Source organism: Nonomuraea harbinensis (assembly GCF_019396385.1).
Lineage (GTDB): Bacteria > Actinomycetota > Actinomycetes > Streptosporangiales > Streptosporangiaceae > Nonomuraea > Nonomuraea ferruginea.
Genome location: NZ_JAHKRN010000022.1, coordinates 112,040 through 138,584, shown reverse-complemented (window position 1 = coordinate 138,584; position 26,545 = coordinate 112,040). Strand labels below are relative to the sequence as shown.

17 protein-coding genes are annotated in these 26,545 nt (G+C 71.6%); 15 read left to right on the top strand and 2 right to left on the bottom strand.

The window, feature by feature from the left end; translation table 11 throughout:
• Positions 1–902, bottom strand: a 902-nt coding sequence (locus KME79_RS23295) for an RICIN domain-containing protein (RefSeq protein ID WP_308249017.1), incomplete at its 3' end; no start/stop codon positions are given.
• A gap of 484 nt (positions 903–1,386) precedes the next feature.
• On the opposite strand from KME79_RS23295, the gene KME79_RS23290 reads away from it, so the two are divergent.
• The 3 genes from KME79_RS23290 (at position 1,387) to KME79_RS23280 (ending at position 11,546) form a co-directional block, all read left to right on the top strand.
• Positions 1,387–4,647 carry a LamG-like jellyroll fold domain-containing protein gene (locus KME79_RS23290; protein ID WP_219546291.1) on the top strand — a complete coding sequence of 1,087 codons (3,261 nt, stop codon included), beginning with the start codon at positions 1,387–1,389 and terminating at the stop codon, positions 4,645–4,647.
• 35 nt (positions 4,648–4,682) lie between these two features.
• On the top strand, positions 4,683–10,886 hold the full coding sequence (locus KME79_RS23285) for an RHS repeat-associated core domain-containing protein (protein ID WP_219546290.1): 6,204 nt from the start codon (positions 4,683–4,685) through the stop codon (positions 10,884–10,886).
• Positions 10,887–11,027: 141 nt separating this feature from the next.
• Positions 11,028–11,546 (top strand): LLM class flavin-dependent oxidoreductase, encoded by a 519-nt coding sequence (locus KME79_RS23280; RefSeq protein WP_219546289.1) that lies wholly within the window; start codon positions 11,028–11,030, stop codon positions 11,544–11,546.
• Between the two features lie 37 nt (positions 11,547–11,583).
• On the opposite strand, the gene KME79_RS23275 is transcribed toward KME79_RS23280, so the two are convergent.
• Positions 11,584–12,225, bottom strand: coding sequence for a TetR/AcrR family transcriptional regulator (locus KME79_RS23275; RefSeq protein ID WP_219546302.1), 642 nt, complete (start codon positions 12,223–12,225; stop codon positions 11,584–11,586).
• Positions 12,226–12,416: 191 nt separating this feature from the next.
• Between KME79_RS23275 and KME79_RS23270 the strand changes: the two genes are divergently transcribed.
• The 12 genes from KME79_RS23270 (at position 12,417) to KME79_RS23215 (ending at position 26,535) form a co-directional block, all read left to right on the top strand.
• Entirely contained in the window at positions 12,417–13,631 is a 1,215-nt protein-coding gene (locus tag KME79_RS23270; protein ID WP_219546288.1) for an oxygenase MpaB family protein, read from the top strand.
• A 40-nt stretch (positions 13,632–13,671) separates the two neighbouring features.
• Positions 13,672–14,892: an oxygenase MpaB family protein gene (locus tag KME79_RS23265; RefSeq protein WP_219546287.1), complete on the top strand. Its 1,221-nt coding sequence runs from the start codon at positions 13,672–13,674 to the stop codon at positions 14,890–14,892.
• On the top strand, positions 14,892–17,204 hold the full coding sequence (locus KME79_RS23260; protein WP_219546286.1) for a molybdopterin cofactor-binding domain-containing protein: 2,313 nt from the start codon (positions 14,892–14,894) through the stop codon (positions 17,202–17,204). The genes KME79_RS23265 and KME79_RS23260 overlap by 1 nt, the downstream gene beginning before the upstream one ends.
• Before the next feature lie 15 nt (positions 17,205–17,219).
• Entirely contained in the window at positions 17,220–17,696 is a 477-nt protein-coding gene (locus tag KME79_RS47065; protein WP_148033116.1) for a (2Fe-2S)-binding protein, read from the top strand.
• A 318-nt stretch (positions 17,697–18,014) separates the two neighbouring features.
• The gene (locus KME79_RS23250; RefSeq protein ID WP_308249016.1) at positions 18,015–18,533 is read left to right on the top strand and encodes a flavin reductase family protein; all 519 of its coding nucleotides are present in this window, start codon (positions 18,015–18,017) and stop codon (positions 18,531–18,533) included.
• 13 nt (positions 18,534–18,546) lie between these two features.
• The gene (locus KME79_RS23245; protein ID WP_219546285.1) at positions 18,547–19,458 is read left to right on the top strand and encodes a glutathione S-transferase C-terminal domain-containing protein; all 912 of its coding nucleotides are present in this window, start codon (positions 18,547–18,549) and stop codon (positions 19,456–19,458) included.
• The gene (locus tag KME79_RS23240; protein WP_219546284.1) at positions 19,455–20,774 is read left to right on the top strand and encodes an NtaA/DmoA family FMN-dependent monooxygenase; all 1,320 of its coding nucleotides are present in this window, start codon (positions 19,455–19,457) and stop codon (positions 20,772–20,774) included. Before KME79_RS23245 ends, KME79_RS23240 begins: the two co-directional genes overlap by 4 nt.
• Positions 20,771–21,922: an LLM class flavin-dependent oxidoreductase gene (locus KME79_RS23235; RefSeq protein WP_219546283.1), complete on the top strand. Its 1,152-nt coding sequence runs from the start codon at positions 20,771–20,773 to the stop codon at positions 21,920–21,922. Before KME79_RS23240 ends, KME79_RS23235 begins: the two co-directional genes overlap by 4 nt.
• Positions 21,919–22,953: an LLM class flavin-dependent oxidoreductase gene (locus KME79_RS23230; RefSeq protein ID WP_219546282.1), complete on the top strand. Its 1,035-nt coding sequence runs from the start codon at positions 21,919–21,921 to the stop codon at positions 22,951–22,953. The genes KME79_RS23235 and KME79_RS23230 overlap by 4 nt, the downstream gene beginning before the upstream one ends.
• The gene (locus KME79_RS23225; RefSeq protein WP_219546281.1) at positions 22,950–24,041 is read left to right on the top strand and encodes an LLM class flavin-dependent oxidoreductase; all 1,092 of its coding nucleotides are present in this window, start codon (positions 22,950–22,952) and stop codon (positions 24,039–24,041) included. Before KME79_RS23230 ends, KME79_RS23225 begins: the two co-directional genes overlap by 4 nt.
• Positions 24,038–25,633: an ABC transporter substrate-binding protein gene (locus KME79_RS23220; protein ID WP_308249015.1), complete on the top strand. Its 1,596-nt coding sequence runs from the start codon at positions 24,038–24,040 to the stop codon at positions 25,631–25,633. The genes KME79_RS23225 and KME79_RS23220 overlap by 4 nt, the downstream gene beginning before the upstream one ends.
• Positions 25,630–26,535 (top strand): ABC transporter permease, encoded by a 906-nt coding sequence (locus tag KME79_RS23215; protein ID WP_219546280.1) that lies wholly within the window; start codon positions 25,630–25,632, stop codon positions 26,533–26,535. The genes KME79_RS23220 and KME79_RS23215 overlap by 4 nt, the downstream gene beginning before the upstream one ends.
• Positions 26,536–26,545: the final 10 nt, after the last annotated feature.

Here is a 26,545-nt window from a genome sequence, read left to right as displayed (position 1 = left end):
GAGGCGGACTTGGCGCCGCCGCCGTCCACCAGGTAGGCAGCCGAGCTGCTGGAGCTGCGGAAGGTGGCGGCGTCCTCGCCGACGTCGTTCCACCACACGTTCCTGATCGTGCAGGAGCCTTCGCAGTGGATGCCGTCACCGGCCGGCGCGTCGATGATGACGTTCTGGATGGTGCCGCCGTTGGCCACCACGAACATGGGGTCCTGGCTCTCGCTCTGGCCGCCGTCGCCGATGCCGTAGTAGCGCTTCATGCCGCCGTCGAAGAACGTGCCGGCGTTGCGGGTGGTGGTCTGGTGCACGCTGCCGGTGTCGGACGGCCAGGCGCCGCTGCCGTCGCCGCCGCCGCTGGTGGGGGTGATGGTCGGCGTCGGGTCAGGGTCAGGGTTGCCGCCCCCGTTCGCGGGCCGCAGCGTCCACTGCTTGGTGGCGACCGAGTCGCAGCTGTTCTGCTGGAGCGCGGCGCCGGAGGAGGTGGAGTTGTCCTTGACGTTGAGGCACTTGGCGCTGTTGGCGTTGACGATCCGGTAGTTGCTGCCCGAGGTGGTGAACTGCCAGCTCTGGGAGGCGGCGGAGGTGCACGTCTCCTGCTGGACGGCCTTGCCCGCGCTGGTGGAGGCGTCCTTGACGCCGAGGCACCTGCCGCTGTGCGCCGCCTTGAGCTGGCCGCCGCTGAGGGTGAAGACCTGTCCGGCGGCGCCGGTGCAGGTGGCCTGGGTGAGCTGCACGCGGTCGCCGGTGCTCGCGCCCGGCACGGCGGCGCACAGCCCGCTGCCCGCGTTGACCAGCGTGTAGGAGCCGTTGGACGGGGCCGCCGAGGCGGCGCCCGCCATCACGGCCACCAGCCCGCTGCTCGTCACGAGAGCGGCGGCCAGCGATAGCGCCAATCTTCTTTTTTCGCGCACGGAGAACTCCAAGTTCGGTAGGGGGAGCACGGCGAGCGGATGGTGGTGGGTAAGCGCTTTCCCGTCAGTGCTTCGCAGTGAAGCACAGGCGGCCGAGGCCGGGAAGGCCCAGCCGGGCGAGCCGCCTGGTCCGCCTACCGTCTTGGCTGGTCAGCCGTCCTGGGGGAAGGCGGTGGGAAGCGTGCGGACGATGAAACTTTCATCGATGCTCATGCAAGCGGTTGCTGCGAGGGCGCTCGCCTTTGTCCGCCATATTCCAGCTGTCTCTGCAACCGGTTGCCACGTGCCTTGATAATTTTCCGGACGCCTTGAAGGATATTTTCGGACGAGAATGATCCATGAAAATATTTTAAATAGAGAGTGGCGAGACTATGGACGCGCCCCCTGGCAGGGGATGACAATCCGATCGACACACGAGATCGGGGCTACGTCAGGTAATCGTTTACCGGGCGACAACTACTGCTCACCGACGGGCGAGGAACCTATGCGTGCAGTGCATGGCCTGATCACGACGGCGTTGATCACCGCGATCCTGGTAGTCCCCCCGCCGGAAGATGCGGGGGCCGGCCGTGTACAGGCCGTCGACCGCGGGTCGGCGGTCGAGCCGGAGCCCGCCGCGCTGGCGCGCGCCCAGCGCACCGGGGAGCGGGTCGAGGTCGAGTCGCTGCGCAGCGAGACCGCCCGGGTCTTCGCCCAGCCCGGCGGGACCTTCCTGCTGGAGCAGCACGTCCGCCCGGTGCGCGTGCGTGAGGGGGACGGCTGGGTGCCCGTCGACACCACGCTCCGCACGCGCCCCGATGGGACGGTCGAACCGGTCGCCACGGCAGTCGACATGACGTTCTCCGGCGGCGGCACCGCCGCTCTCGCCCGCCTGGCCCGGGGCGGCAAGTCGATGGAGCTCGGCTGGCACGGCGCCCTGCCCAAGCCGGTGCTGAACGGCGACACCGCCACCTACTCCGAGGTCATGCCGGGCGTGGACCTCCAGGTCACCGCCGACGTGGACGGTTTTTCCCACATCCTGGTGGTCAAGTCGCGGGCCGCCGCGGCAGAACTGACCGAGCTCGCCTACCCGTTGTCGGCCGAGAGCCTGTCGCTGAAGACGGACGAGGCCGGCAACCTGGAGGCCGTCGACCGCAACGGCGGCACGATCTTCATCGCGCCCACCCCCAAGATGTGGGACTCGGAGGGCGTCACCAGCCCGCGGGCGCTCAGGGAGGGACGCTCCCCGGACGCTCGCGAGGCCACCATGGGCGTCGAGCTCGCCGGCGGGAAACTGCTCCTCAAGCCGGACAAGAAATTGCTGACCGGCCCCGAGACGACGTTCCCCGTCTACCTGGACCCCTACTTCTCGGCCGCGCGTGGCTCGTGGACGGCGGTCTGGAAGAACCATGCCGGCAGCAACTACCTCAACGCCAGCGACATCGCCCGAGTGGGAAAGATCAGCACTTCGCAGACCAACCGCTCGTTCTTCCAGTTCACCGTCGGTCCGACAGTCCACGGCAAGCAGATCATCAACGCGACCCTGCGCACGTACGAGACGTGGTCGTACTCCTGCCAGGCCCGCAAGGTCGAAGCCTGGGGGACCGGCGCGATCAGCAAGAGCACCACCTGGAGCAAACAGCCGTACTGGTCCACCAAACTGGCCACGGTGAACGTGGCCAAGGGCTGGGGCACGGCCTGCAAGCCCGGCGGGGTCGAGTTCAACGCCACGCCGTGGGTCGTCCGGGCCGCGTCCGAAGGCTGGACCTACGCCACCATCGGTCTGCGGGCCACCAGCGAGTCCGACGTGTACGCCTGGAAGAAGTTCAGGAACAACCCGGTCCTGGTCATCGAGTACAACTCGCTGCCCGCCACGCCCGGGATCGCCGACGTGTGGTCGGACCCGGGCGGCGCCTGCGTCTCCGGTGACGCGCGGCCCGTCAGCAGCACCGCCACGCCGAGACTCTGGGCCAAGCTGAGGGACGCCGACAACTCCGTCCGGGGCCGGTTCGAGTGGTACGCGGCCGACGGGGTCACCAAACTGGGCGAGTACGTCACGCCCGTGGGCTCGACGGGCAACGCGTTCTCCGCGCTCGTGCCGCAGGGCGCGTACACCGACGGTTCGGTGGTCCGCTGGCGCGTGCTCGCGGAGGACGGCATCGTCGGCAGCGCGTGGAGCCCCTGGTGCGAGATCAGGGTGGATTCCTCGGCACCGGCCAGGGAGCCCGTGGTGACCTCGGCCGAGTACGGGGAGAACGCCTGGAGCGACGGTGTCGGCCTGGCGGGCACGTTCACCTTCGCGCCCAACGGCGTCGCCGACGTCGCCGGCTACCTCTACGGGCTCGACACCACGCCCGGCGCGGAGGTCGCCGCCGGGCAGAACGGCACCGCCACGATCCGGCTCACCCCGCGCCACGACGGCCCCAACATCCTCTCGGTGCGCAGCAAGGATTACGCCGGCGGGCTCGGCCCGATCCGCGCCTACATCTTCAACGTCAACCCCGGCGCCGCTCCGGCGGCCCACTGGAAACTGGACGAAGGCCAGGGCACCCTCGCCGCCGACGCCGCGGGCTCCCATCCCGTGACGCTGCACGGGGCCACCTGGACCTCCGGCAGGAACGGCGCCGCCCTGCGCCTCGCGAGCTCGTACGCGCAGACCCAGGGGCCGGTCGTGGACACCAGCCGCAACTTCGCCGTCGCCGCCTGGGTCCGTCTGACCGGCACCGGCGCCACGGCCACCGCGCTCACCCAGGAAGGCACGGGCACGGGAGCGTTCGCTCTGCAGTACTCGAAGCCCGACGACCGCTGGGCGCTGGCCGTCGCCGGCTCGGACTCCGCCGGCGCCCCGGCCGTGCGCGCGCTCTCCGCGGCACCGCCGAGGCTCGGCGAGTGGACCCACCTGACCGGCGTGTACGACGCCGCGGCCGGGCGGGTCTCCCTCTACGTCAACGGCAGGCTGGAATCGACCGTCGCGGCGCGGTCGTGGGCCGCCACGGGCAGTCTCACCATCGGCCGCGGCCAGGCAGGCGGCGCCGCGGAGTTCTGGCCCGGCGACGTCGACGAGGTCCGTGTCTACGGCCGGGCCGTCTTCGCCGGAGAGGTCGCCGACCTGATCCACAGCGCCACCACGCTCGTCGGCCACTGGAAGATGGACGAGACCACGGGCCTGTCCGCGGCCGATTCCTCAGGCCGGTCGACACCTGCCACGCTGACTGGCGGCGCGTCGTGGACCGGCGGCTGGCTCGGCGGCGGGCTCGCCCTCGACGGCGTCACCGGCCACGCCCAGACGGCCGGCCCCGCCGTGAACACCAGGACGGGGTTCACCGTCGCCGGCTGGACGCAGCTGGACTACCTCCCCGCCGGGGACGCCGCGCTCGTCGCCCAGCCGGGCGACCGGGCCGCCGGTTTCCAGCTCGGCTACGACGGGGAGCGGGCCCGGTGGACGCTCGGCATGGCCGGCGCGGACACCGACACCGCCGCCCTCGTGCGCGCCCGCTCCGACGCCGTGCCGGTGCCGATGGTGTGGACGCACGTCGCGGGCGTGTACGACCCGCTCGTCGGCCAGCTCCGCGTCTACGTCGACGGCCGCCTGTCGACCACTCACACCGACCATCTCAGCCAATGGAACGCCTCAAGGCCGCTGCAACTGGGCCGTACCAAGACCGCCGGAGCCTTCACCGGTTACTGGCCGGGGACGATCGACGACATCCGCCTCTACGACGGGGTGCTCAGCGTCGAGCAGATCGCCCAACTGGCCGCGCAGTAGGACACCATCCAGAACCCCCCACTGGAGAGACGCTCATGGATGTTCCAGGCGAGTTAGCGTTACCCGAATCCCGATGGAACGGCCTCCAGCAGGCCCCTCGGCAGCCCGACATCCCCGACAGCTCATGGAACCGCTTCGAGGGAGAGAACAAGCCCGAAGCCCGCTGGCCCCGCAAGCTGGCCCCCGCCCTCACGATCTTGCTCGTGGTGCAGCTGGTGCAGGCCACGCCGGCCCAGGCGGCTCCCCGCCAGGACCCGGCCGTGCAGCGGGAAGCGCCGGTCAAGGGCACTGATGTCCCTGTCAGACCGCCCATGGCTGACCCCGCCGCCGAGCAGGCGTGGCAGAAGCCCCCGGAGGTCCGCTGGCCCCGCACGCGCAGCGCCGTGCTGGGCGGTTCCGCCGCCGTCCAGGTGGAGGACTTCCCCGTCAGGCTGGCGCCCGGAACCGCGAAGACCGCCGCCGCCCAGGCCCCGGTGAGCGTCGAACTGCTGGACACCGACCTGCCCGGCATGGCCCTGCGGCTCAAGCCCGGAGCGGGTGTCAAGACGGCGGCCACGACCCGCCTGGAGATCGACTACTCAGGCTTCCGGCACGCGTACGGCGGCGACTACGGCTCCCGCCTGCGCGTGGTGAAGCTGGAGGAGTGCGCGCTCGACGCCGCCGCCACCGGCTGCGCCCCGTCGCTGCCGGTGAAGAGCGAGAACGACGCGGCCAAGGGCACGGTCACCGCCGAGGTCGGGACGGACGGACTGTACGCGCTCACCGCGGCCCCCTCCGGACCGTCCGGCGACCACGCCGCCACCTCCCTGTCACCCACGGCCACGTGGAGCGTGGGCGCCCAGTCCGGCGACTTCACCTGGGGGTACGAGCTGCGCACCCCGCCCGCCCTGGGCGGCGACGAGCCGGAGCTGGCGCTGGCCTACTCCTCGCAGAGCGTGGACGGCCGCACCGCCTCCACCAACAACCAGGCGTCCTGGGCCGGTGAGGGTTTCGAGCTGAACCCGGGCGGCTACATCGAACGCCGCTACAAGGCCTGCATGCTCGACGGCAAGAAGACCGGTGACCTGTGCTGGGACCAGGACAACGCCACCATGTCCCTCGACGGCACGGCCATGGAGCTCGTCAAGGACGCCGTGAGCGGGCAGTGGCGGCCCAAGCGCGACGACGGGACCAGGATCGAAGCGCTCGTCGGCGCCACCAACGGTGACAACAACGGCGAGTACTGGCGGATGACGAGCCCCGACGGCACCCAGTACACCTTCGGCCTGAACCGCCTCCCCCGCTGGGCCGAGACCACCGGCAACCCCGAGACGAACTCGGTGCAGACCGTGCCGGTGTTCGGCAACAACAGCGGTGAGCCGTGCCATTCGGGCACCCCGGCCAACGCCTGGTGCCACCAGGCCTACCGGTGGAACCTCGACTACGTGGCCGACACCCACGGCAACGCCACCACGTACTGGTACCAGCACGAGACGAACCACTACGGCCGCAGCATGAAGCCGGAGCTCGGCACCCGGTACGTGCGCGCCGCCCCGCTCGCCCGCATCGACTACGGATACCTGAAGGACGAGCTGTTCACCAGGGCTCCGGCCGCCCGCGTGGTGTTCGAGAACGCCGAGCGCTGCATCCCCTCCGGCACCGTCACGTGCGCCCCCGGCGAGCTGAAGAAGGACACCGCGAAGCACTGGCCGGACGTGCCGTTCGACCAGATCTGCGACGCCGGCGTGAAGTGCACCGACCGGCTGGCGCCGACGTTCTTCTCCCGCAAGCGGCTGGCGAAGGTCACCACCCAGATCCGCAACGCCTCCGGCCAGTACCAGCCGGTGGACTCGTGGAAGCTGACGCACTCCTTCCCCGCCTCCGGGGACGGCATGAGCCCCGCGCTGTGGCTGGCCTCGATCCAGCAGTCCGGCCACGTGGGCGGCCTGCTCACGCTGCCTCCGATCACGTTCACGGGCAAGCAGCTGCCCAACCGGGTGGACGCGCTCGAAGGGCGTCCGCCGCTGATCAAGTGGCGGGTGCAGGCGATCGGCAACGAGTCCGGCGGCGAGCTGCGCATCAACTACTCGCCCGCCGACTGCGCCCCCGGTGACACGCCGGTCGCGGACCGGAACGCCAGACGCTGCTTCCCGCAGCGCTGGGCGCCCCCGGACGAGTCCGAGGTCACCGACTGGTTCCACAAGTACCTGGTCACCCAGACGGTCGAGGTCGACCGGGTCGCGGGCTCGCCCGACGTGGTCACCGGCTACGAGTACCTGGACGGCGCAGGCTGGCGCTACGCCGAGAACATCCTGGTCAAGCCCGCGCACCGGACCTGGTCCGACTGGCGGGGGTACGGCCGCGTACGCGTGCGGGAGGGCGACGGGCAGGACACGGAGCGGACGCTCAAGGAGTACCGGTACTTCCGCGGCCTGCACGGCGACAAGCGGTCGGACGGCTCCCGGCGCAGCGAGCAGGTCGAGGACTCCGAAGGCGGCAAGCTGGACGACCTGGACCAGCTGGCCGGCTTCGAGCGCGAGGAGATCCTCTTCGACGGCGACGGCGGCGCGATCCTGACCGCGACCCTGGAGGAGCCGTGGTCGCTCAAGACCGCGGAGTCCACCCGGGACGGCGTCACCACGGCCGCGCACATGATCCAGCCCGCCTCCATGGTCACCCGCACCGCGCTCCAGGGCGGCCGGTGGCGGCGCACCGGCGAGGCTCGCTCGTACGACGAGACGGGCCTGCTCCTGCGGGTGCACGAGAAGGGCGACCTGGCCGCCGCCGACGACGACGAGTGCGTCCGGTACAGCTACGCCAGGAACGACACCTCCTGGATGCTCGACTACACGAGCCGGATCGAGACGGTCTCGGCCGGCTGCGACACTCCGGTCGCGACCCTGGCCGCCGGCGAGGTGCTCTCGGACGAGCGGATCCAGTACGACGGGAAGGCGAACGGCCAGCCGCCCACCAAGGGCGACGTGACCTCCGTTCAGGAGCTCGTCTCCGCAGACGGCCGGACGATCACCGGCAGCGCGCACACCTACGACGCCTACGGCCGGGAGACCAGCGAGACCGATCCGGTCGGCACCCGGTCCGTCACCGCCTACAGCCCCGCCTCGGGCGCCCCCGTGACGGAGACCACCGAGACCAACGCGCTCGGCCACACCGAACGCACTCAGCTGGAACCGGCCTGGGGCGAGCCGGTCGCCGAGGTCGACGCCAACAACCGCCGCGTCGACCTGGAGTACGACCCGCTGGGCCGGCTGACCAAGGTGTGGCAGCCCGACCGCAGCAAGGCGGCGGGGCAGTCGCCGAGCACCGAGTACACCTACCTGACCCGCAACGACGGCCCCAGTGTCGTGACCACCAAGACACTGCGCGCCGACGGCGGCTACACCACCAGTCACGAGCTGTACGACGGCCTGCTGCGCGAGCGCCAGACCCAGGAGCCCGCGCCCCGCGACGACCAGGCGAGCGACCCCGCGCTGCGTGACGGCCGGACGATCACCGACACCCTCTACAACTCACAGGGCGAGGAGCACAAGGCCAACACCGGCTACTTCGCCGTCGGCACGCCGTCCACGAACCTGATCGCGGTGGCCGACGCCGACGTGCCCAACCAGGTCGTGTCACTGTACGACGGCGCAGGCGAGCTCGACACCCAGATCCTCAAGGCGAAGGGCGTGGAGAAGTTCCGGGTGAGCGCCCAGATGGAGGGCGACCGCCTCCACCTGACGCCGCCGCCGGGCGGCACCGCGACCACCCGGATCGGGGACGCCGAGGACCGGCTCGTCGAGCTGCGGGAGTACAAGGGCGCGACCCCGACGGGCGCGTACGAGTCCACCAAGTACACCTACGACTCCGCCGACCGGCTGTCCACGGTGACCGACGCGGCAGGCAACGTGTGGCGTCACCACTACGACCTGCGCGGCAGGGAGATCAGGACGGAGGACCCGGACAAGGGCGTCACCACCACGACGTACAACGACGCCGACGAGGTGGTGACCACCACCGACGCCCGCGGCAGGACCCTGTGGCACGGCTACGACGCGCTGGGCCGCAAGACGCAGCTGCGCGAGGGCTCGGCGACCGGCACGCTGCTGGCCGAGTGGAAGTACGACGCGCTGGCCAAGGGCGAGCTGAACGCCGCCATCCGCTATGTGGGCGGGCAGGCGTACAAGGCCGAGGTCAACGCGATCGACGCGGACTACCGCACGTTACGCCAGACCGTCACCATCCCCGCGCGGGAGGGCAAGCTGGCCGGCTCGTACGTGCTCAACACCCGCTACACGCTCGACGACGAGGTCCAGTCCGTCAGCTTCCCCGCCGCCGGCGGGCTGGCGGAAGAGTCGGTCGTCTACACCTACGACGAGCTCGCCCAGCCGACCAGGGTCGCCGGCCTGTCGCCGTACGTGAGCGCGGCCCGCTACTCGAAGATGGGCGACACCCTGCAGTACGAGCTGGGCGAGGGGGCCGGGAAGACCTGGCTGACCTACACCCACGACGAGGGCACCCGCAGGACGACCGGCATCCGGCTGGACCGGGCCGGCGCCCCCGCCACCGACCTCGACCTCCGCTACAGCTACGACCCGGCCGGCAACATCACCAAGATCGAGGAACGGGCCGGCGGGCAGGACACCCAGTGCTTCAGGCACGACCACCTGCGCCGCCTGACCTCGGCGTGGACGGCCACGGACGGCTGCGCCACCGGCGGCCCGCAGGCCGCCACGATCGGCGGCGTGGCCCCGTACGCGTTCAGCTACGCCTACGACGTCACCGGCAACCGGATCAAGGAGACCAGGCACGGCTGGGGCGGCGCGCCCGACACCGTGCTCACCTCCACCTACCCGGCGGCGGGCAGCCCCCGGCCGCACGCGCTGCAGTCCGTCGGGCAGGACCTGTTCGCCTACGACGCGGCCGGCAACACCACCAGGCGCAAAGTCGGGAACGCCGACCAGACCCTGCTCTGGGACGCCGAGGGCAACCTGGAGTCGGTGACCGAGGCGGGCAAGGTCACCTCGTTCGTGTACGACGCGGACGGTGACCGCCTGCTGCGCAAGACCCCGACCGACGCCACCCTCTACATCGACGACATGGAGCTGCGTTTCGACTACGCGAAGGACGCCGTCGAGCAGACCCGCTACTACACCATCGGCGGCCAGCCCATCGCGGTGCGCACGCCGGACAACCAGGTGTACTTCCTGGCCGGCGACCACCAGGGCACCGCCCAGGCGGCCGTGAAAGCGAGCACCGGCGAACTCGCGGTCAGGAGGATGACGCCGTTCGGCGAGGACCGCGGATCACCGCCCTCCTGGTGGCCGGGGCAGCGCGGTTTCGTCGGCGGCACCCAGGACGAGACCATCGGCCTCGTCCACCTCGGCGCGCGCGAGTACGACCCCAGGAACGGCCGCTTCCTCTCCGTGGACCCGATCATCGACCCGGAGGAACCGCAGCAGCTCAACGCCTACGCCTACGCCAACAACAGCCCGGTCACCATGAGCGACCCCGACGGCCAGTTGTTCTGGTTCGCGGCCGCGGCGGTGGCGATACGGATCGCGGCCATGCTCGCCGCCAGAAGGGCGGCCGCGGCCGCGGCCGCGCGGTACGCGGCCTGGCTGGCCAGGAAGCGCGCGCTCGCGGCAGCGGCCAAGAGGCGCGCGGCCGCCGAAGCGGCCAAGCGCAAGGCGGCACTGGCCAAGAAGAAAGCGGAGGCCGCGGCCAGAGCACGAAGAATGAAGGCCGAGGCCAGGAGAAAGGCCGCGCTGGCCAGGAAGAAAGCCGCCGACATGAGGAAGCGGGCGGCGGAGGCGGCGGCGAGGCGCAGGGCCGCGATGGCGAAACGCAGGCAGCAGATCGCGGCCAAGCGCAGGCAGATCGCGGCCAAGCAGCGGAGCAGGCGCGCGAGCAAGTCCCCGAGCAGGACCACCCGGCGGCAACGGCCAGCCAACCGTCCGACCAGCCATCGGGCGGCCCAGCGACAGTCGCCGTCGAAGGCGCAGCGCGCACCGGTGAGGCAACGGCAGTCGCCGCCCGCGACCCGGCCGCATAACCAGGGCTTCGTCCAGCGTGGCGCGATCCAGCACCGCCGGGTGAAATCTGGAGTGGATACCGGGCTCAAGTATCAAGATTGGTACGCCAATTACCCGGGCAAGGGCGTCGGGTTCATTCCGAAGTACGGGGACATGATCAACGAACCGGGACGGGCCGGGGCGTTCGTCATAGGTTTCATCAAGGGCTTCATCAAGGTGAAGGACTGAGCGAGGCGGCCCGGCCGGTCTGGCACCGGCCGGGCCGCCTCCGGAAGATCCGGGCGGCTATCGGGGGGTGATCGCGCGGTCCCTCCCGGAGGTGACGATGCTCCACGGCAGCTCGGGCAGTGGACGACGGTCCGGCCTGGCGTGCACCACGCGCTCAGCTACACCCGTGAGGCCTACGACTACCTCGTGGAGCACTTCACGGCCGGGGCCGACAAGGCGGGCAAGGACGCCGCCGCGATGGACATCGGTGCCTGGGTCGTCTTCGCCACCGGCCCGGACTCGGCCGTGGCGAAGGAGGCCGCCCGCAGCATGGTCGGCCTCTACGCCTCCTCCATGCCGGCCGAGCGGCTCGAACGCAACGGCGTCGAACCGGGCGCCACGAAGCCGATCGTCGACGCGCTCGGCGCCGGCGACCTGGCCAGGGCGATCGAGCTGACCACGCCCGAGGTGGGGGAGCGGCTGTCCATCGCCGGCACCCCGGAGGAGTGCGTGGCCAAGATCAAGCGTGAGATCGAGCCGGCCGGCGTCAACCACATGATCCTGGCCATCACCGACGCGACGCTGGTCAAGCAGTTCATGGGACGGGAGCTGCCCGAGGTGGCGGACGTGGACACCCAGCTCAACCTGATCCACGACCAGATCATGCCCGCGTTCGCCTGACCGGGGGAGGGGCGCGGCGGACCGCGCCGTGCCCCTCTCAGCCGCGCAGCATGGGCACCAGGAACTGCCGCGCGACGGCGGCCAGCTGCTCGTCGTCGTCGAGGTCGACGATGTGGCTCGGGGTCGACAGGAAGGAGGCGGAGACCCGGACCATGAGCTCGGCCACCAGGTCGGCGTCCAGGTCGTCCGGCACGTGGCCCGCGCGCTGCTCGCGGCGGAGCTGGCCCGCGACGAACTGCCGCACGGTGGCGAGGGTCCGGCCCCCGTCGCTGATCATGGACGGCACGAGCAGCTCGGGCTCGGCCTCGATCAGGCCGCCGATCAGCGGGTTGCCACGGATCGCGCGCATCGAGCTGACGAAGCCCAGGACGACCCGGTCGGCGGCGGTGCGTGCCTGCTCGATGTCGATCAGGAACTGGTCGAAGTAGCGCCGGAACTCCCGGCGCACGACATGCTCGACCAGTGTGTCCTTCGTGGCGAACCGCCGGTAGACGGTGACGCGGGAGACCTTCGCCCGGCGGGCGACGTCCTCCATCGTGGAGCGCCGGATGCCTGTGCGGCAGAACTGCTCGTACGCCGCGTCGAGGATGCGCGCCCGGGTCGGGTCGGTGTCGTCCACCTGCTCCACCGCGTCGATGTAGGCACGTTCCAGCAACGACTCGGAGTCCGACGGCGGCATTAGCGCGGACAGGGCGGATTCCACGATCACCTCACGAACACGGTTCTGACTCGTACCCCCACAACGGTGGCCGCGGTCTTGTGATGGGCATCACGTTGTGCTCTCATGATGATGATACACAGACGCGTTCTCTGTTTCATCGTATCAACGGGTGTCATCCCGCTCCCGGCGAGAAGAGGAGGAACGACGGCATGGACAAACCCAGCAGACGCAACGTGCTGAAGGCGGGCGGCGCGCTCGGCGCGCTCGGCGCGCTGAGCGTCACCACCCCGGCGTACGCGTGGACCTGGTCGCCCAAGGGCTCGGTGGCGGGCACGGGCGCCGGCGCCGACCCGCGATGGGTGTGGGACGCGGAAGCGGACCCACTCGTCGCCTCGCTGCTCGACCGGGGCGACGTACCCCTGGTCAACCGGCTCTTACGCAACTGGACCAAGAACGGCCAGCCGCTGCCCGACGGGCTCCCGGCGGACCTGCGGGCGTTCATGGAGGACGCCCGGCGGCTTCCGGCCTGGACCGACCACGGCAAGCTTGCCACCTCGTTCAGGTTCACCGAGAAGCGGGGACTCTACCTCGGCGTCCTGTACGGCATGGCCAGCGGCATGATGAGCACGGTCATCCCCAGGGAGGCCCGCGCCGTCTACTACTCGCAGGGCGGCGCGGACATGAAGGACCGCATCACCAAGACCGCCAAGCTCGGTTACGACATCATGACGCGCAACGCCTTCGATCCCGACGGCGAGATGATCGTGACCTGCGTCAAGACCCGGCTGGTGCACGCCGCCGTGCGGCACCTGCTGCCGCAGTCCCCGCACTGGCCCCCGGTCGCCGACGAGGAGATCCCGATCAGCCAGGCGGACATGATGGTCACCTGGCACAGCCTGGGCACGACCGTCATGCAGAAGATGCTCGACTGGAGGGTGCCGATCCCCAGCTCGGAGTCCACGGCCTTCCTGCACTCGTGGCAGCTGACCGCGCACATGCTCGGCATCAGGGACGAGTACATCCCCGCGTCGTGGGCGCAGGCGAACTCCCAGGCGGAGCAGGTTCTGACCCCGATCCTGGCGCCGACCCCCGAGGGCATCAAGCTGGCCGACATCCTGCTCAACCTCGGCGCCGAGGTCGACGGCGCCATCCTGTCCAAGCCGATCCTCGGCGCGTTCACCCGCTACGTGCTCGGCGACCAGATAGCCGGCTGGCTGAAGATCCCGAGGGAGCCCGTCTGGGACTCGCTGCTCCGGCTGTCCTGGCGGCCGTTCATCGCCATCCGCGAAGGTCTGCTCAACCTCCCGCTGGCGCCGGAGACGTACTGGCTCTTCGACGAGTTCCTGCGCAAGGCGACCCTGCTCTTCCTGTCCGAAGCGCAGCCGATCAGGATCGAGATCCCGGAAACCAACCGGCCGTCCTGATCGACCCCTTTCACCCGGCACACGGAGAGGAGTACGCGCAATGGCGGAGTTGAGCAGGCGCAAGATCCTGATCTCGGGCGGAACGCTGGGAGCGCTCGGCGCCCTGGGGCTCACCCCTCCGGCGGAGGCGAGCCAGACGCCCTGGACCTGGTCGGCGCGCGGCTCGGTCGCGGGCTCCGGCGCCGGCACGGACCCGCGATGGGTGTGGGACGAGGAGGCCGACGCGCTGGTCGCCTCGCTGATCGACCGGGGTGACGTGCCCGAGGTCAACCGCCTGCTGTGGGACTGGAACCGGAACGACCAGCCGTTGCCCGACGGCCTGCCGGCGGATCTGCGGGACTTCATGGAGCGGGCCCGCCGGCTGCCGTCGTGGGCGGACCGCGGCAAGCTGGAGACCGCGGCCGACTTCAACAAGTCCAGAGGGCTGTACCTCAACCTGCTCAACGGCGTGGGCGGCGGCATGCTGAGCACCGCCATCCCCAAGGAGGCCCGCGCGGTCTACTACTCCAAGGGCGGCGCGGACATGGAGGACCGCGTGGCCAAGACGAGCATCCTGGGGTTCGCCGTCGGGTCGCTGAACGCCTACCGGCCGGACGGCTCGTGCGTGGTCGAGGCGGTGAAGACCCGGCTGGTGCACGCCGCGGTGCGGCACCTGCTGCGGCAGGTGCCCCACTGGCCCTACGGCATCCCGATCAGCCAGGAGGACATGCTGGTCACCTGGCACACCCTGCCGACCTTCGCCATGCGCAAGATGCTCGAATGGAAGGTGCCGATCAGCTCCGCCGACTCCGCGGCGTACCTGCACGTGTGGCAGGTGACCGCGCACGTGCTCGGCATCAAGGACGAGTACATCCCCTCCAGCTGGGACGAGGCCTACGCGCAGTCGGACCAGGTCCTGCCCCGCAACATGGGGCCGACCCCCGAGGGCGTGGCGCTGACCGACATCCTGCTGGACCAGCTCGCCGAGCAGACCAGCCCCGGCAGCATCAGCCGGCCGCTCTGCAACGCGCTCGCCCGTTACCTGGTCGGCGACCAGGTGGCCGACTGGGACGGCATCGAGCGTGAGCCGGTGTGGGACCCGCTGATCAGCTCGGCCTGGCCGAAGCTGGTCAGGTTCCGTGAGGGGCTCATCCCGCTGCCGCTGGTGCCGCAGATCGCCTGGGTCATCGACGAGGCGGTCCGGCAGTACATCATGTTCTTCCTCACCAAGGGCAAGGAGACCAAGATCGAGATCCCCACGACCAACCGGCCCGGCACCTGATGACCGGACCGCAGGACGACGGGCCGGGCTCGGCCATCGGGCGGCGGCGCTTCCTCGGGTACGTGCTGGCGGCCCCGACCCTGGTGGCCGCCGCCGAGCTCGCCCCGGCGCGGGCCGGAGCCAGTGCCCCGGCCGGGGCCGGGGCACTGGCCGCGCCCGAACTGACCGAGCTGGTCGACCTCAACGACCTGATGACGGCGGCGGCGCTGCCCACCTCGAACCTGATCTCGGTCGAGGTACGGCAGGACGGCACGGTGGCGTTCGCGCTGCCGCGGGCCGAGGTCGGCCAGGGCATCACCACCTCGACGGCCATGCTGATCGCCGAGGAGCTGTCCGTGCCGCTGGACCGGGTGCGCGTCACGCTGGCCGACGCCCGCCCCGAGCTGGTGTTCAACCAGCTCACCGGCGGCTCGAACACGACCATCGCCACCTACACCCCGATCCGGGTCGCCGCCGCCGTCGCCCGGCAACGCCTGCTGACCGCCGCGGCGGCCGAACTCGGCACTGACGCGGGCAACCTGACGATCGAGGACGGGGTGGTCAAGGACCGCGCCGGCCGGAGCGTCGGCATCGGCGCGCTCGCCTCGAAGGCCGCGAGCACGCGGACCGAGCGGGTGTCCGTGGAGCTCGCGCCGCGGGAGAGCTTCACCGTCATCGGCAGGCCGCACAACCGCGTCGACGCCCTGGACGCGGTCACCGGGCGCAAGAAGTTCGCGATGGACCTCGACGTCCCTGACGCCAAGCCGGCGATGGTGTGCCGCCCGCCGACCATCAACGGCAAGGTCGGCTCGGTGGCGAACCTCGCGCAGGTCCGCGCCATGCCCGGCGTCACCGACGTGGTGACGATCTCCACCGGGGTCGCGGTCCGTGCCGAGACCTTCGGGCAGTGCGTCGACGCCGTACGCGCCCTGCAGGTCTCCTGGAGACCGGGCACCGCGGAGGGGAAGTCCGACGCCAGCGTGCTGCGGCAGCTCGAAGCGGCGGAACTGCCGATGGGGCTCAGGCCGCCGACCCCCGTCGTCGAAGGCAAGTTCACCTTCTACTTCCGCAGCAACAGCGCGCTCGAACCCAACTGCGCGATCGCCGACGTGCGGGCCGGGCGGGCCGAGATCTGGTCGGCGCTGAAATCGCCGATCGTCGCCCAGCAGGCCATCGCCGCCAAGCTCGGGCTGCCCGCCGGCAAGGTCACCGTGCACGTCACCGAGGGCGGCGGCTCCTTCGGGCGCAAGCTGTTCTTCGACGCCGCGCTCGAAGCCGCCGAGATGTCACAGAAGATCGGCAAACCCGTCAAGCTCATGTGGCACCGCGCCGACGACTCCCGCCAGGGGCGCACCCACCCGATGGCCACCTCGCGGGTCCGCGTCGCTTACCTCGGCGACACCGTGCTCAGCTACAAGCAGCGGCACACCAGCGTCTCCACGGACCTCGGCCACGGGCTCGGTGAGATCATCACCGCCCTGGCCGCGAGGCTTCCGGTGGGCGACATCGGCTTCGCCCAGACGTTCTTCCATCTCAGCCAGGCGACGTCCTACCGGTTCGGGGCGGTCAGCCGGCTGCTCAGCGAGACGGACAAGGGCTTCAACACCGGCAGCATGCGCAACGTCTACTCGCCCGACGTCACCTGCGCCCGCGAGCTCATCGTCGACCAGCTCGCGGCGAGGATGGGCAAGGACCCCTACCGGTTCCGGCGCGACTTCCTCCAGGACGACCGGTCCAGGGCGGTGCTGGCGAAGGTGGCGGAGGCCGGGAACTGGGGCCGGTCCATGGCGCCCGGCACCGCCCAGGGCATCGCGTTCCACGCCGAGTACAAATCGGTCAGCGCCGCGCTGGTGGAGATCGACTGCCGGCCCGCGACGGTCGACCGGCCCATCCGCGACGGCGTGACCGGGCCGCGCGTCACCAAGGTCGTCTTCGCCGTGGACGTCGGCCTGGCCGTCAATCCCCGCGGCCTGGAGGCCCAGATGATGGGCTGCGTCATGGACGGCATCGCGCTGGCCCTGACCTCCAGCCTCCACCTGCGCGACGGCCACTTCCTGGAGGCGAGCTGGGACAACTACTTCTACACCCGCCAGTGGAACACCCCGCCGGAACTCCAGGTCATCGTCATGCCCAGCACGTCCGACCAGCCCGGCGGCGCGGGGGAGCTGGGCGTCGCCGCGTCGATGGCCGCGGTCGCCTGCGCGTACGGCCGCGCCACCGGCACGATGCCCACCAGCTTCCCGATCAACCACGGGACGCTCTCCTTCACCCCCAAGCCCACCGTCCCGCCGATCCCGCCGTCGCCGACCGACGGCCTGGACCACGCCCGCTGAACCAAGGAGATCTGAGTGCCCGAGCACACGTTCCGCGTCAACGGCGAGCAGGTCACCGTCGACGTCGCCGGCGACGTCCGCCTGCTGTGGGTCCTGCGCGACATCCTCGGCATCACCGGGCCGAAGTACGGCTGCGGGATCAACGTCTGCAAAGCCTGCACCAGCCACCTCAACGGCAAGGCCGTCAACCCCTGCGCGATCCCCGTCCAGGATCTCCAGCCGACCGACGAGGTCACGACCATCGAAGGGCTGGCGGCCACGGTCGGCCGGGACCTGCACCCCATGCAGCAGGCCTGGCTCGACCACGACGTCGCCCAGTGCGGCTACTGCCAGCCGGGCCAGATCATGGCCGCCGTGGCGCTGGTCCGCCGCGTCGCCGCCGAAGGCCGCTCGATCACGGACGCCGACCTCGACGGGCTGCGCAACATCTGCCGCTGCGGCACGTACCCCCGCATCCGCGAAGCCATCAGAGCCGGCGCCGAAGACATGTGAGGCCGTGCCCCGTCCGGGGCACGGCCTTTCGCGCGCCTAAATCCCCTAAAAGCCAGTAGGAAATATTGACTTTGCCCGGACCGCGGCCTAACGTCGTTCCCATGAGGCAGGGTCTCCTCCTGACTAGGCGCTCCCACGTGGATTTCTGCCACGTCGCCAGCGCGCAGTGTCGTTGATCACGCATCCGTAGCCGCCACCTCCGTGCTCCCGGCGCGGCCGAAGCCGCCCGCGCCCTCGTCGACGACTTCCCCTTCTCCGCGACCCCGGACCGTCACCGGGGCGCCGCGCGAGCATGCCTTTCTCCTGTGAGGAACTCCCGTGACCGTTTCATCCCTGACCGACGGCCAGGCCGTCGAAGCCGCCCGGTTCAGGCGGGCGCTGGCCGTGCACGCCAGTGGCGTCGTGGTCATCACCGCCCAGAGCGACGGCGTCCCCGTCGGTCTCACGGCCACCTCCTTCTCCTCCGTCAGCCTCGAACCGCCCCTCGTCTCCTTCTACGTGGACCGCTCCTCCACGACCTGGCCCAGGCTCGGCGCCGCCGACCACTTCGCGGTCAACATCCTGGCCAGCGACCAGTCCGAGCTGGCGGCCCGGTTCGCCAGGAAGAGCGTCGACCGCTTCGCCGAGCCCACCCGCTGGCGCCCGGGGCCGCTGGGCGCGCCGCTGCTGCAGGACGTCTCCGCGCACCTGATCTGCCTGCCCTACGAGACGGCGCAGGTCGGTGACCACGTGCTGGTGGTCGGCCTGGTCGCCGAGGCCGACGTCCACCGGCAGGGCCGCCCGCTCCTCTACCACCAGGGGCGCTTCGGCCGCTTCCTGGCCCACCCCGACTCCTGAACCCGGAGATCCCGTGTCCACACCCACCCGGACGGGCGCCTACGCGAGCCCCGTCGACCTCGTCGCGTACGGCCACTACGGGCCGGGCCGCCTGCACCTGTCGCCCGACTGGAACCGCCCCGTCTACCCGTTCCAGGGCCGGATCACCGCCGACGGCTCCAGCGGCCACCGCGCCGAGCCCGGCCGCTACCACCTCTACGTCTCCTGGGTCTGCCCGTACGCCCACCGCGCCGCGATCGTCCGCAAGCTCAAGGGCCTGGAGGAGGTGATCTCGCTGTCGTACGTGGACGACGAGCGCGACGGCCGCGGCTGGGCGTTCAGGGAGCGCCGCGGCGCCGACCCGGTCAACGGCTTCACCCTGCTGGAGGAGGCGTACGACGCCACCGAGAAGGGCTACGGCGGCCACGTCTCGGTCCCCGTGCTCTGGGACCGGCACACCGGCACGATCGTCAGCAACCACTTCCCCGACATCACGATCGACCTGGCCACCCAGTTCGAGCAGTGGGCCGGCACGCCGATCGACCTCTACCCGGACGCGCTCCGCCCGGAGATCAACAAGCTGAACGCCTGGATCTACCACGACGTCAACACCGGCGTCACCAGGGTGGCCCGCGCGGCCACCGAGGACGACCGCGAGCGGGAGCGGCGGGTGGTCGTCTCGGCGCTGGAGCGGCTGGACGAGCGCCTGGCCGGGCAGCGGTTCCTGGCCGGCGACACGATCACCGAGGCCGACGTGCGGCTCTGGGTGACGCTGGCCAGGTTCGACGCCGAGCACAACCCCGGCCACCTGATCAGCGAGCGGGGGCTGTCCGGCTTCGAGCATCTCTGGCCGTACGCCCGCGACCTCTACCGGCTGCCGGCCTTCCGCGAGACGACCGAGGGCCTGCCCCAGAGCTGGGACGCGCCGCACGGGCGGGACCGATGACCCGCAAGCGGGTGCACCTGGCGGCCCACTTCCCCGGCGTGAACAACACCACGGTCTGGACCGACCCCCGCTCCGGCAGCCAGATCGACTTCGCCTCGTTCGTCCACCTGGCCAGGACGGCAGAGCGCGGCAAGCTCGACTTCCTCTTCCTGGCCGAAGGGCTGCGGCTGCGCGAGCTCAAGGGCCGCGTGCACGACCTCGACGTGGTCGGCCGGCCGGAGTCGCTCACCGTGCTCAGCGCCCTGGCCGCGGTCACCGACCGGCTCGGCCTGGCCGGGACCGTCAACACCACCTACAACGAGCCGTACGAGCTGGCCCGGCGCCTGTCCACGCTCGACCACCTGAGCGACGGCCGGGCGGCGTGGAACGTGGTGACCACCTCCGACGCGTTCACCGGCGAGAACTTCCGCCGCGGCGGCTACCTCGACCGGGCCGACCGGTACGAGCGGGCGGCGGAGTTCGTGCGGCTGTCACGGGAGCTGTGGGACTCCTGGCGGCCGGACGCGGTCGCCGCCGACCGGGAGACGGGCACGTTCGTCCGCCCGGGAGCCATCGGCGACGTCGGGCACCGGGGCGCGCACTTCTCCGTCGAGGGCCGGTTCACGCTGCCCCGCAGCCCGCAGGGACACCCCGTCGTCATCCAGGCGGGGGACTCGGACGAGGGACGCGAGTTCGCCGCCGCCCACGCCGACGTGATCTTCACCCCGCACGGCAGGCTGGAGGACGGCAGGCGCTTCTACGCCGACGTCAAGCGCCGCCTGGCCAGGTACGGCCGCGAGCCGCACCAGCTCAAGATCATGCCGGGCGTGACGTTCGCGCTCGGCGACACGGACGAGGAGGCCGCCGAGAACGCCGCCGCCATCCGCCGGCAGCAGGTCGGGCCGCGGACCGCGATCGCGTTCCTGGAGCAGGTGTGGGGCCGCGACATGTCGGCGTACGACCCCGAAGGCCCGCTGCCCGACATCGAGCCGGACCCGGCGGAGGGCGTCTCCCAGGGCCGGGTGCCGATCAAGGACCGCGCCGCCGTCGCCGCCAAGTGGCGGGCGCTGGCCGGGGAGAAGGGCCTGTCGATCCGGGAGCTGGTCATCGAGGTGACCGGGCGGCAGACGTTCGTCGGCACCCCCGGGAGCGTGGCACGGCAGATCGACGAGCACGTGCAGGCCGACGCCGCAGACGGGTTCATCCTCGTCCCGCACCTCACACCCGGCGGCCTGGACGAGTTCGTCGACCGCGTGGTGCCGCTGCTGCGGGAGCGCGGCGTCTTCCGTGCCGACTACACCGGGGCCACCCTCCGCGACCACCTGGAGCTGACATGACGCTGCACCTGGCCGTGGCGCTGGACGGCGCGGGCTGGCACCCCGCCGCCTGGCGCGAGACGTCCGCGGACGTCTTCTCCGCCCGCCACTGGGCCGCCCTCGTGACCGAGGCCGAGCGCGGGCTGCTCGACTTCGTCACCATCGAGGACGCCCTGGGCCCGCAGTCGACCCTGCCCGACGGCCTCGACGAGCGCACCGACCAGGTCAGGGGGAGGTTCGACGCGGTGCTGCTCGCGGCCCGGCTCGCGCCGCTCACCAGCCGGATCGGGCTGGTGCCGACGGCCACCACCACGCACACCGAACCGTTCCACGTGGCCGTCGGCATCGCCACGCTCGACCACGTCAGCGGCGGGCGGGCCGGCTGGCGCGCGCAGATCTCCGCGCGGGCCTCGGAGGCGCGGCACTTCGGCCGCAGGCGGTTCCCGCCGCTCGACCCGGGGGCCCGCGACCTCGCCGCCGACCCGCACGTGCGCGACCTGTTCGCCGAGGCCGCCGACGCAGTCGAGGTCGCGCGGCGGCTCTGGGACAGCTGGGAGGACGACGCCGAGATCCGCGACGTGGCCACAGGCAGGTTCATCGACCGGGACAAGCTGCACTACGCGGACTTCGCCGGGCGGTTCTTCTCGGTCAAGGGGCCGTCGATCACGCCCCGGCCGCCGCAGGGTCAGCCGGTGGTGACCGCGCTCGCCCACGCGCGGCTGCCGTACGAGTTCGCGGCCGGCAGCGCCGACGTCGTGTACGTCACGCCGCACTCCGACGAGCAGGCCCGCGCCGTCGTCGAGGAGGTCCGGGCGCTGTCGGGCGAGATCAAGATCTTCGCCGACCTGGTCGTCTTCCTCGGCGAGGACGCGGCGCGGCGCAAGGCGCGGCTCGACGAGCTGGACGGGGCCGAGCTCGCCTCCGACGCCGCGATCTTCACCGGGACCGTGCGCGAGCTGGCGGACGTGCTGCTGGAGTGGCGGCGGGCCGGGGTCCAGGGGTTCCGGCTGCGGCCCGGCGTGCTGCCGTACGACCTGGAGCGGATCACCCGCGGGCTGACGGCCGAGCTGCGCGGGCACGGGGTGTTCCGCCGCGCCTACGAGGCCACCACGCTGCGCGGGCTGCTCGGCCTGCCGCGCCCGGCCAGCCGCTACGCGGAGGTGTCATGAAATTTCTGGCTATCACGTTGATCGTCCATAACGATGACCGATCGCCCACCGAGCGCTTCCGCGAGGTCGTCGAGAACGCGGTGCTGGCCGAGGAGCTCGGCTTCGACGGCTTCGGCGTGGGGGAGCGGCACGAGCGCCCCTTCATCTCCTCCTCGCCGCCGGTCGTGCTCGGCCACATCGCCGCCAGGACGACCCGGATCCGGCTGTTCACCGCCGTCACCACGCTGAGCCTGCTGGACCCGGTCCGCGCGTACGAGGACTACGCGACGCTCGACCACCTGTCGGAGGGCCGGCTGGAGCTGATCATCGGCAAGGGCAACGGCGCGGCGCAGGCCCAGCTGTTCCACGTCACGGCCGAGGACCAGTGGGAACGCAACCGGGAGTCGTACGAGCTCTTCCGCCGCCTCTGGCGGGAGGACAAGGTCACCTGGGAAGGCCGGTTCCGGCCGCCGCTGACCGAGGCGGAGACCTGGCCGCGGCCGCTGCAGCGGCCGATCCGCGTCTGGCACGGCAGCGCCACCAGCCAGGAGTCGGTGGATCTGGCCGCCCGCCACGGCGACCCGCTGTTCTCCGCCAACGTCACCCACCCCATCGGCCCCTACGCCGAGCTGATCGACCACTACCGGGAACGCTGGGAGCACTACGGGCACGACCCGGCCGGCGCGCTGGTCGGCGCGGGGACGGCGGGCTACTACGCGGCCAGATCCTCCCAGGAGGCCGTCGCCGCCTACCGGCCCGTCTACGACGCCCGGGTGGCGTTCCAGCGGAAGCTCGGCCTGCCGGTGGTCTTCCCGACCCTGGAGGACGCCATCGAGCGCGGCTCGATCCTGGTCGGCAGCCCGCAGCAGATCGTCGACAAGGTGCTGCGCTACCACAAGCGGTTCGGCCACGAGGTCATGCACCTGCACGCCGACGCCGACGGGCTCACGCCCGGGCAGCACCGGGACGCGCTGGAGCTGTTCCAGGCCGAGATCGCGCCCGTGCTGCGGGCGGAGATCCCCAGCAGGCCGTTCCCCGGAGGTGCCACGTGACGCTGTCCATCCTCGACCTCGCCCCGATCGTGTCGGGAGACACGGCGGGCGACGCCCTGCGCAACACCCTCGACCTCGCCCGCCGGGCCGAGGAGTACGGCTACCGCCGCTACTGGCTGGCCGAGCACCACTTCGCGCCCGGCGTCGCCAGTTCGGCGCCGGCCGTGCTGATCGCGCTCGTGGCCGCGGCCACCTCCACGATCCGGGTCGGATCGGGCGCCGTGCAGCTCGGTCACCAGACGCCGCTGTCGGTGGTCGAGCAGTTCGGGATCGTCGACGCGCTCCACCCGGGCCGGATCGACCTGGGGATCGGACGCTCCGGGCAGCGCCGCGCCGAACTCGCCACGGACCCGGTCGCCGAGAAGAAGGCGGCCCGGGTGGTGGACGGGCTGCTGATCCCGCCGCCCTTCGACTGGTCGGCGCTCGCCAGGCAGCCCAGGCTCGCCCGCCAGATCGCGGCCCTCCAGCAGCCGGGCGCGCGGACGCCCGACTTCGCCGACCAGATCGACGACGTGCTCGCCCTGCTCGACGGCACGCACGAGGCCCGCGCCGTGCCCGGCGAGGGCGCGGACCTGCGGGTGTGGATCCTCGGCAGCAGCGGCGGGCAGAGCGCCCAGGTCGCCGGGGAACGCGGGCTGCCCTTCGCGGCGAACTACCACGTCAGCCCGTCCAGCGTGCTGGAGGCCGTCGAGGCCTACCGGGAGGCGTTCAAGCCGTCGGAGGCGCTGGGCGAGCCGTACGTGATCGTCTCGGCGGACGCGGTCGTCGCCGGGAGCCGGGCGCGGGCCCGCGAGCTGGCCAAGGGGTATGACCTGTGGGTCCGCAGCATCCGGACCGGCGACGGCGCGATCCCGTACCCCACGGCGGCGGAGGCCGACGCGCACGTCTGGACCGACGCCGACCGCGACCTCGTCAAGGACCGCCTCGACACCCGGTTCGTCGGCCCGCCCGCCGAGGTGGCCGAAGGGCTGCGCGTGCTCCGGCGGGTGACCGGGGCCGACGAACTGCTCATCACGACCATCACCCACGACCACGAAGACCGCGCGCGCTCGTACGAGCTGCTCGCCGAAGCCTGGAACCGCCCGTGAAGCGCATCCTCCCCGCCCTGCTGCTGACCCTCGCCGCGTGCGGCGCGCAACCCGTCCAGACCGCGCGGACCACCTCGCTGACCTGGGCCGTCGAGACGCAGCCGATCACCCTGAACCCGCAGCTGTGGGCCCAGAACAAGGCCAGGCTGCTGGTGTTCAACCAGTTCGACGCGCTGCTGTCGAAGGCCGCCGACGGCTCCTTCGGGCCCTGGCTCGCCACGGCGTGGACGGTGTCGGACGACGGGCTGACCTACACCCTCGACCTGCGCGACGACGTCACCTTCCACGACGGCACGGCGTTCGACGCTGCCGCCGTCAAGGCCAACCTCGACCAGTTCCTCGTGCCCGGCTACAACCCGTCGGTGGCCGCGATCCAGCTCAGGTCCTTCGACGAGGCCGAGGTCGTGTCGCCGCACCGGCTCAGGATCACCCTCAAGGAGCCGGACGCGCTCTTCCTCGACTTCCTCGCCTCGCCCCTGGCCGGGCAGGTCTCGCCGAAGTCGCTGAAGGGCGCCGAGGACCTCAAGTTCGGCGGGCCGGACCTGGTCGGCACCGGGCCGTTCATCCTCGAACGGTACGTCCAGGGCCAGGAGATCCACTACCGGCGCAACCCCGCCTACGCCTGGCCCCCCGCCGGAGCGGCCCACCAGGGTCCCGCCCACCTTTCGGAGATCACCTACCGGTTCCTGCCCGAGGCCGCTGTCCGCGTCGGCGCGCTCACCTCGGGCCAGGTGCAGGTCATCGAGGGCGTCCCCGCGACCGAGGTCGCCCTCATCGAGAAGGACCCGGAGCTGACCCTGCGGACGGCGCTCAACTCCGGCACCGCCTACTCCTACTACTTCAACACCTCCCACGCCCCCTTCGACGACCGGCGCGTACGGGAGGCGTTCCGCGAGGCCGTGGACCTGGACGCGGTGCTGAGATCCGTCTACCAGGGCACCGCCACCAGGGCGTGGAGCATCGTCGGCAGCGAGAGCCCTTTCTACGACCCGTCCCTGGAGAACACCTACGGCGGCGACGTGGCCGGGGCCAACGCCCTGCTCGACGCCGCCGGGTGGAAGGAGCGCGACGCCGAGGGGTTCCGGGTCAAGGACGGCGAGCGGCTCACCGTGCGCGAGGTCGCCTCGGCGCCGTTCGTCCGGGACCGCCGCGACATCCTCGCCCAGGCCATCCAGGCCCAGGTCAAGCAGAACGCCGGCATCGACTTCCAGGTCAAGATCCTCGACCAGGGCAGCGCGCAGCAGGCCGTGGACGACGACGCCTACGAGGTGTTCGGCAACTCCCGCGGCGACTCCGACGCGGGCGCCGCGCTCAACCTCATCCTGCCGGAAGGTGCCGCCATCAACCGCACCCGCTTCGCCGACCCCGACCTGGACAAGTGGCTCGCCGCCGCCTCCGCGAGCTCCGGCCAGGCCGAACGCAAGGAGCTCTACGCCAGGGCGCAGCGGGCGGCCGTGACGGACCACGCCGTCGTGTTCCCGCTCTACGTGCCCGCCGACCAGATCGCCGCGAGCAAGAACGTCCAGGGGCTCGGCTTCGATCCCGCCTCCGGCACCCCGGCGAGCGCGTACGACGTGCGGATCGGCACATGATCAGACGGCTGGGCGCCGGGCTGGCGGTGCTCTGGGCCGCCGCCACCGCCTCGTACGCCGCGCTGCTGCTCGCCCCGGGAGACACCGTCGACATCCTGGTCGGCGACGGCCCCGACACCCCGGAGATCCGGGCCGGGATCGTCGCGGAATGGGGGCTCGACCGGCCCGAGATCGTGCAGTACCTGTCCTACCTGTGGCGCCTGCTGCACGGCGACCTCGGCCGCTCGTACCAGCAGCAGCGCGGCGTCGGCGAGATCCTGGCCGGCCAGATCGGGCCGACCGCGCAGCTCACGCTCGCCGCGGCGGCCACCGGCGTGGTGCTGGCCGGCCTCATCGCGATCGGCACGGCGGGCAGGGGGCGGTGGCCGCGGGCCGTCGCCTCGGCCGCCGAGCTGGTGTCGGTGTCCGTGCCGCCGTTCCTCATCGGGATCGTGCTGCTGTCGGTCTTCTCGTTCTCCCTCGGCTGGTTCCCCGTGTCCGGGGCGGACGGGCCGGCGGCGCTGGTGCTGCCCGCCCTGGCGCTCGGCCTGCCCGTCGCGGGCGTGCTCGGCCAGGTGCTCCGGGGCGGGCTGGAGCGGGCGCTGGAGCAGCCGTTCGCGGTGACGGCCAGGGCGCGCGGGCTCACCGAACGCGCCCTGGTCGCCCGGCACGCCCTGCGGCACGCGCTCATTCCGGCCGTGACGCTGGCCGGCTGGTTCACCGGCGCGCTGCTGGGCGGCGCGGTGATCACCGAGGTGCTGTTCGGCCGGCCCGGGCTCGGCCAGGTCGCCATGCAGGCCGTGACCGGTCAGGACATGCCCGTCGTGATGGCCGTCGTGCTGCTGTCGGCCGTCGTGTACGTCACGGTCAGCACGCTGCTCGACCTGGCCTACCGCGTCATCGACCCGCGGATCAGGGGCTGACCGCCGATGT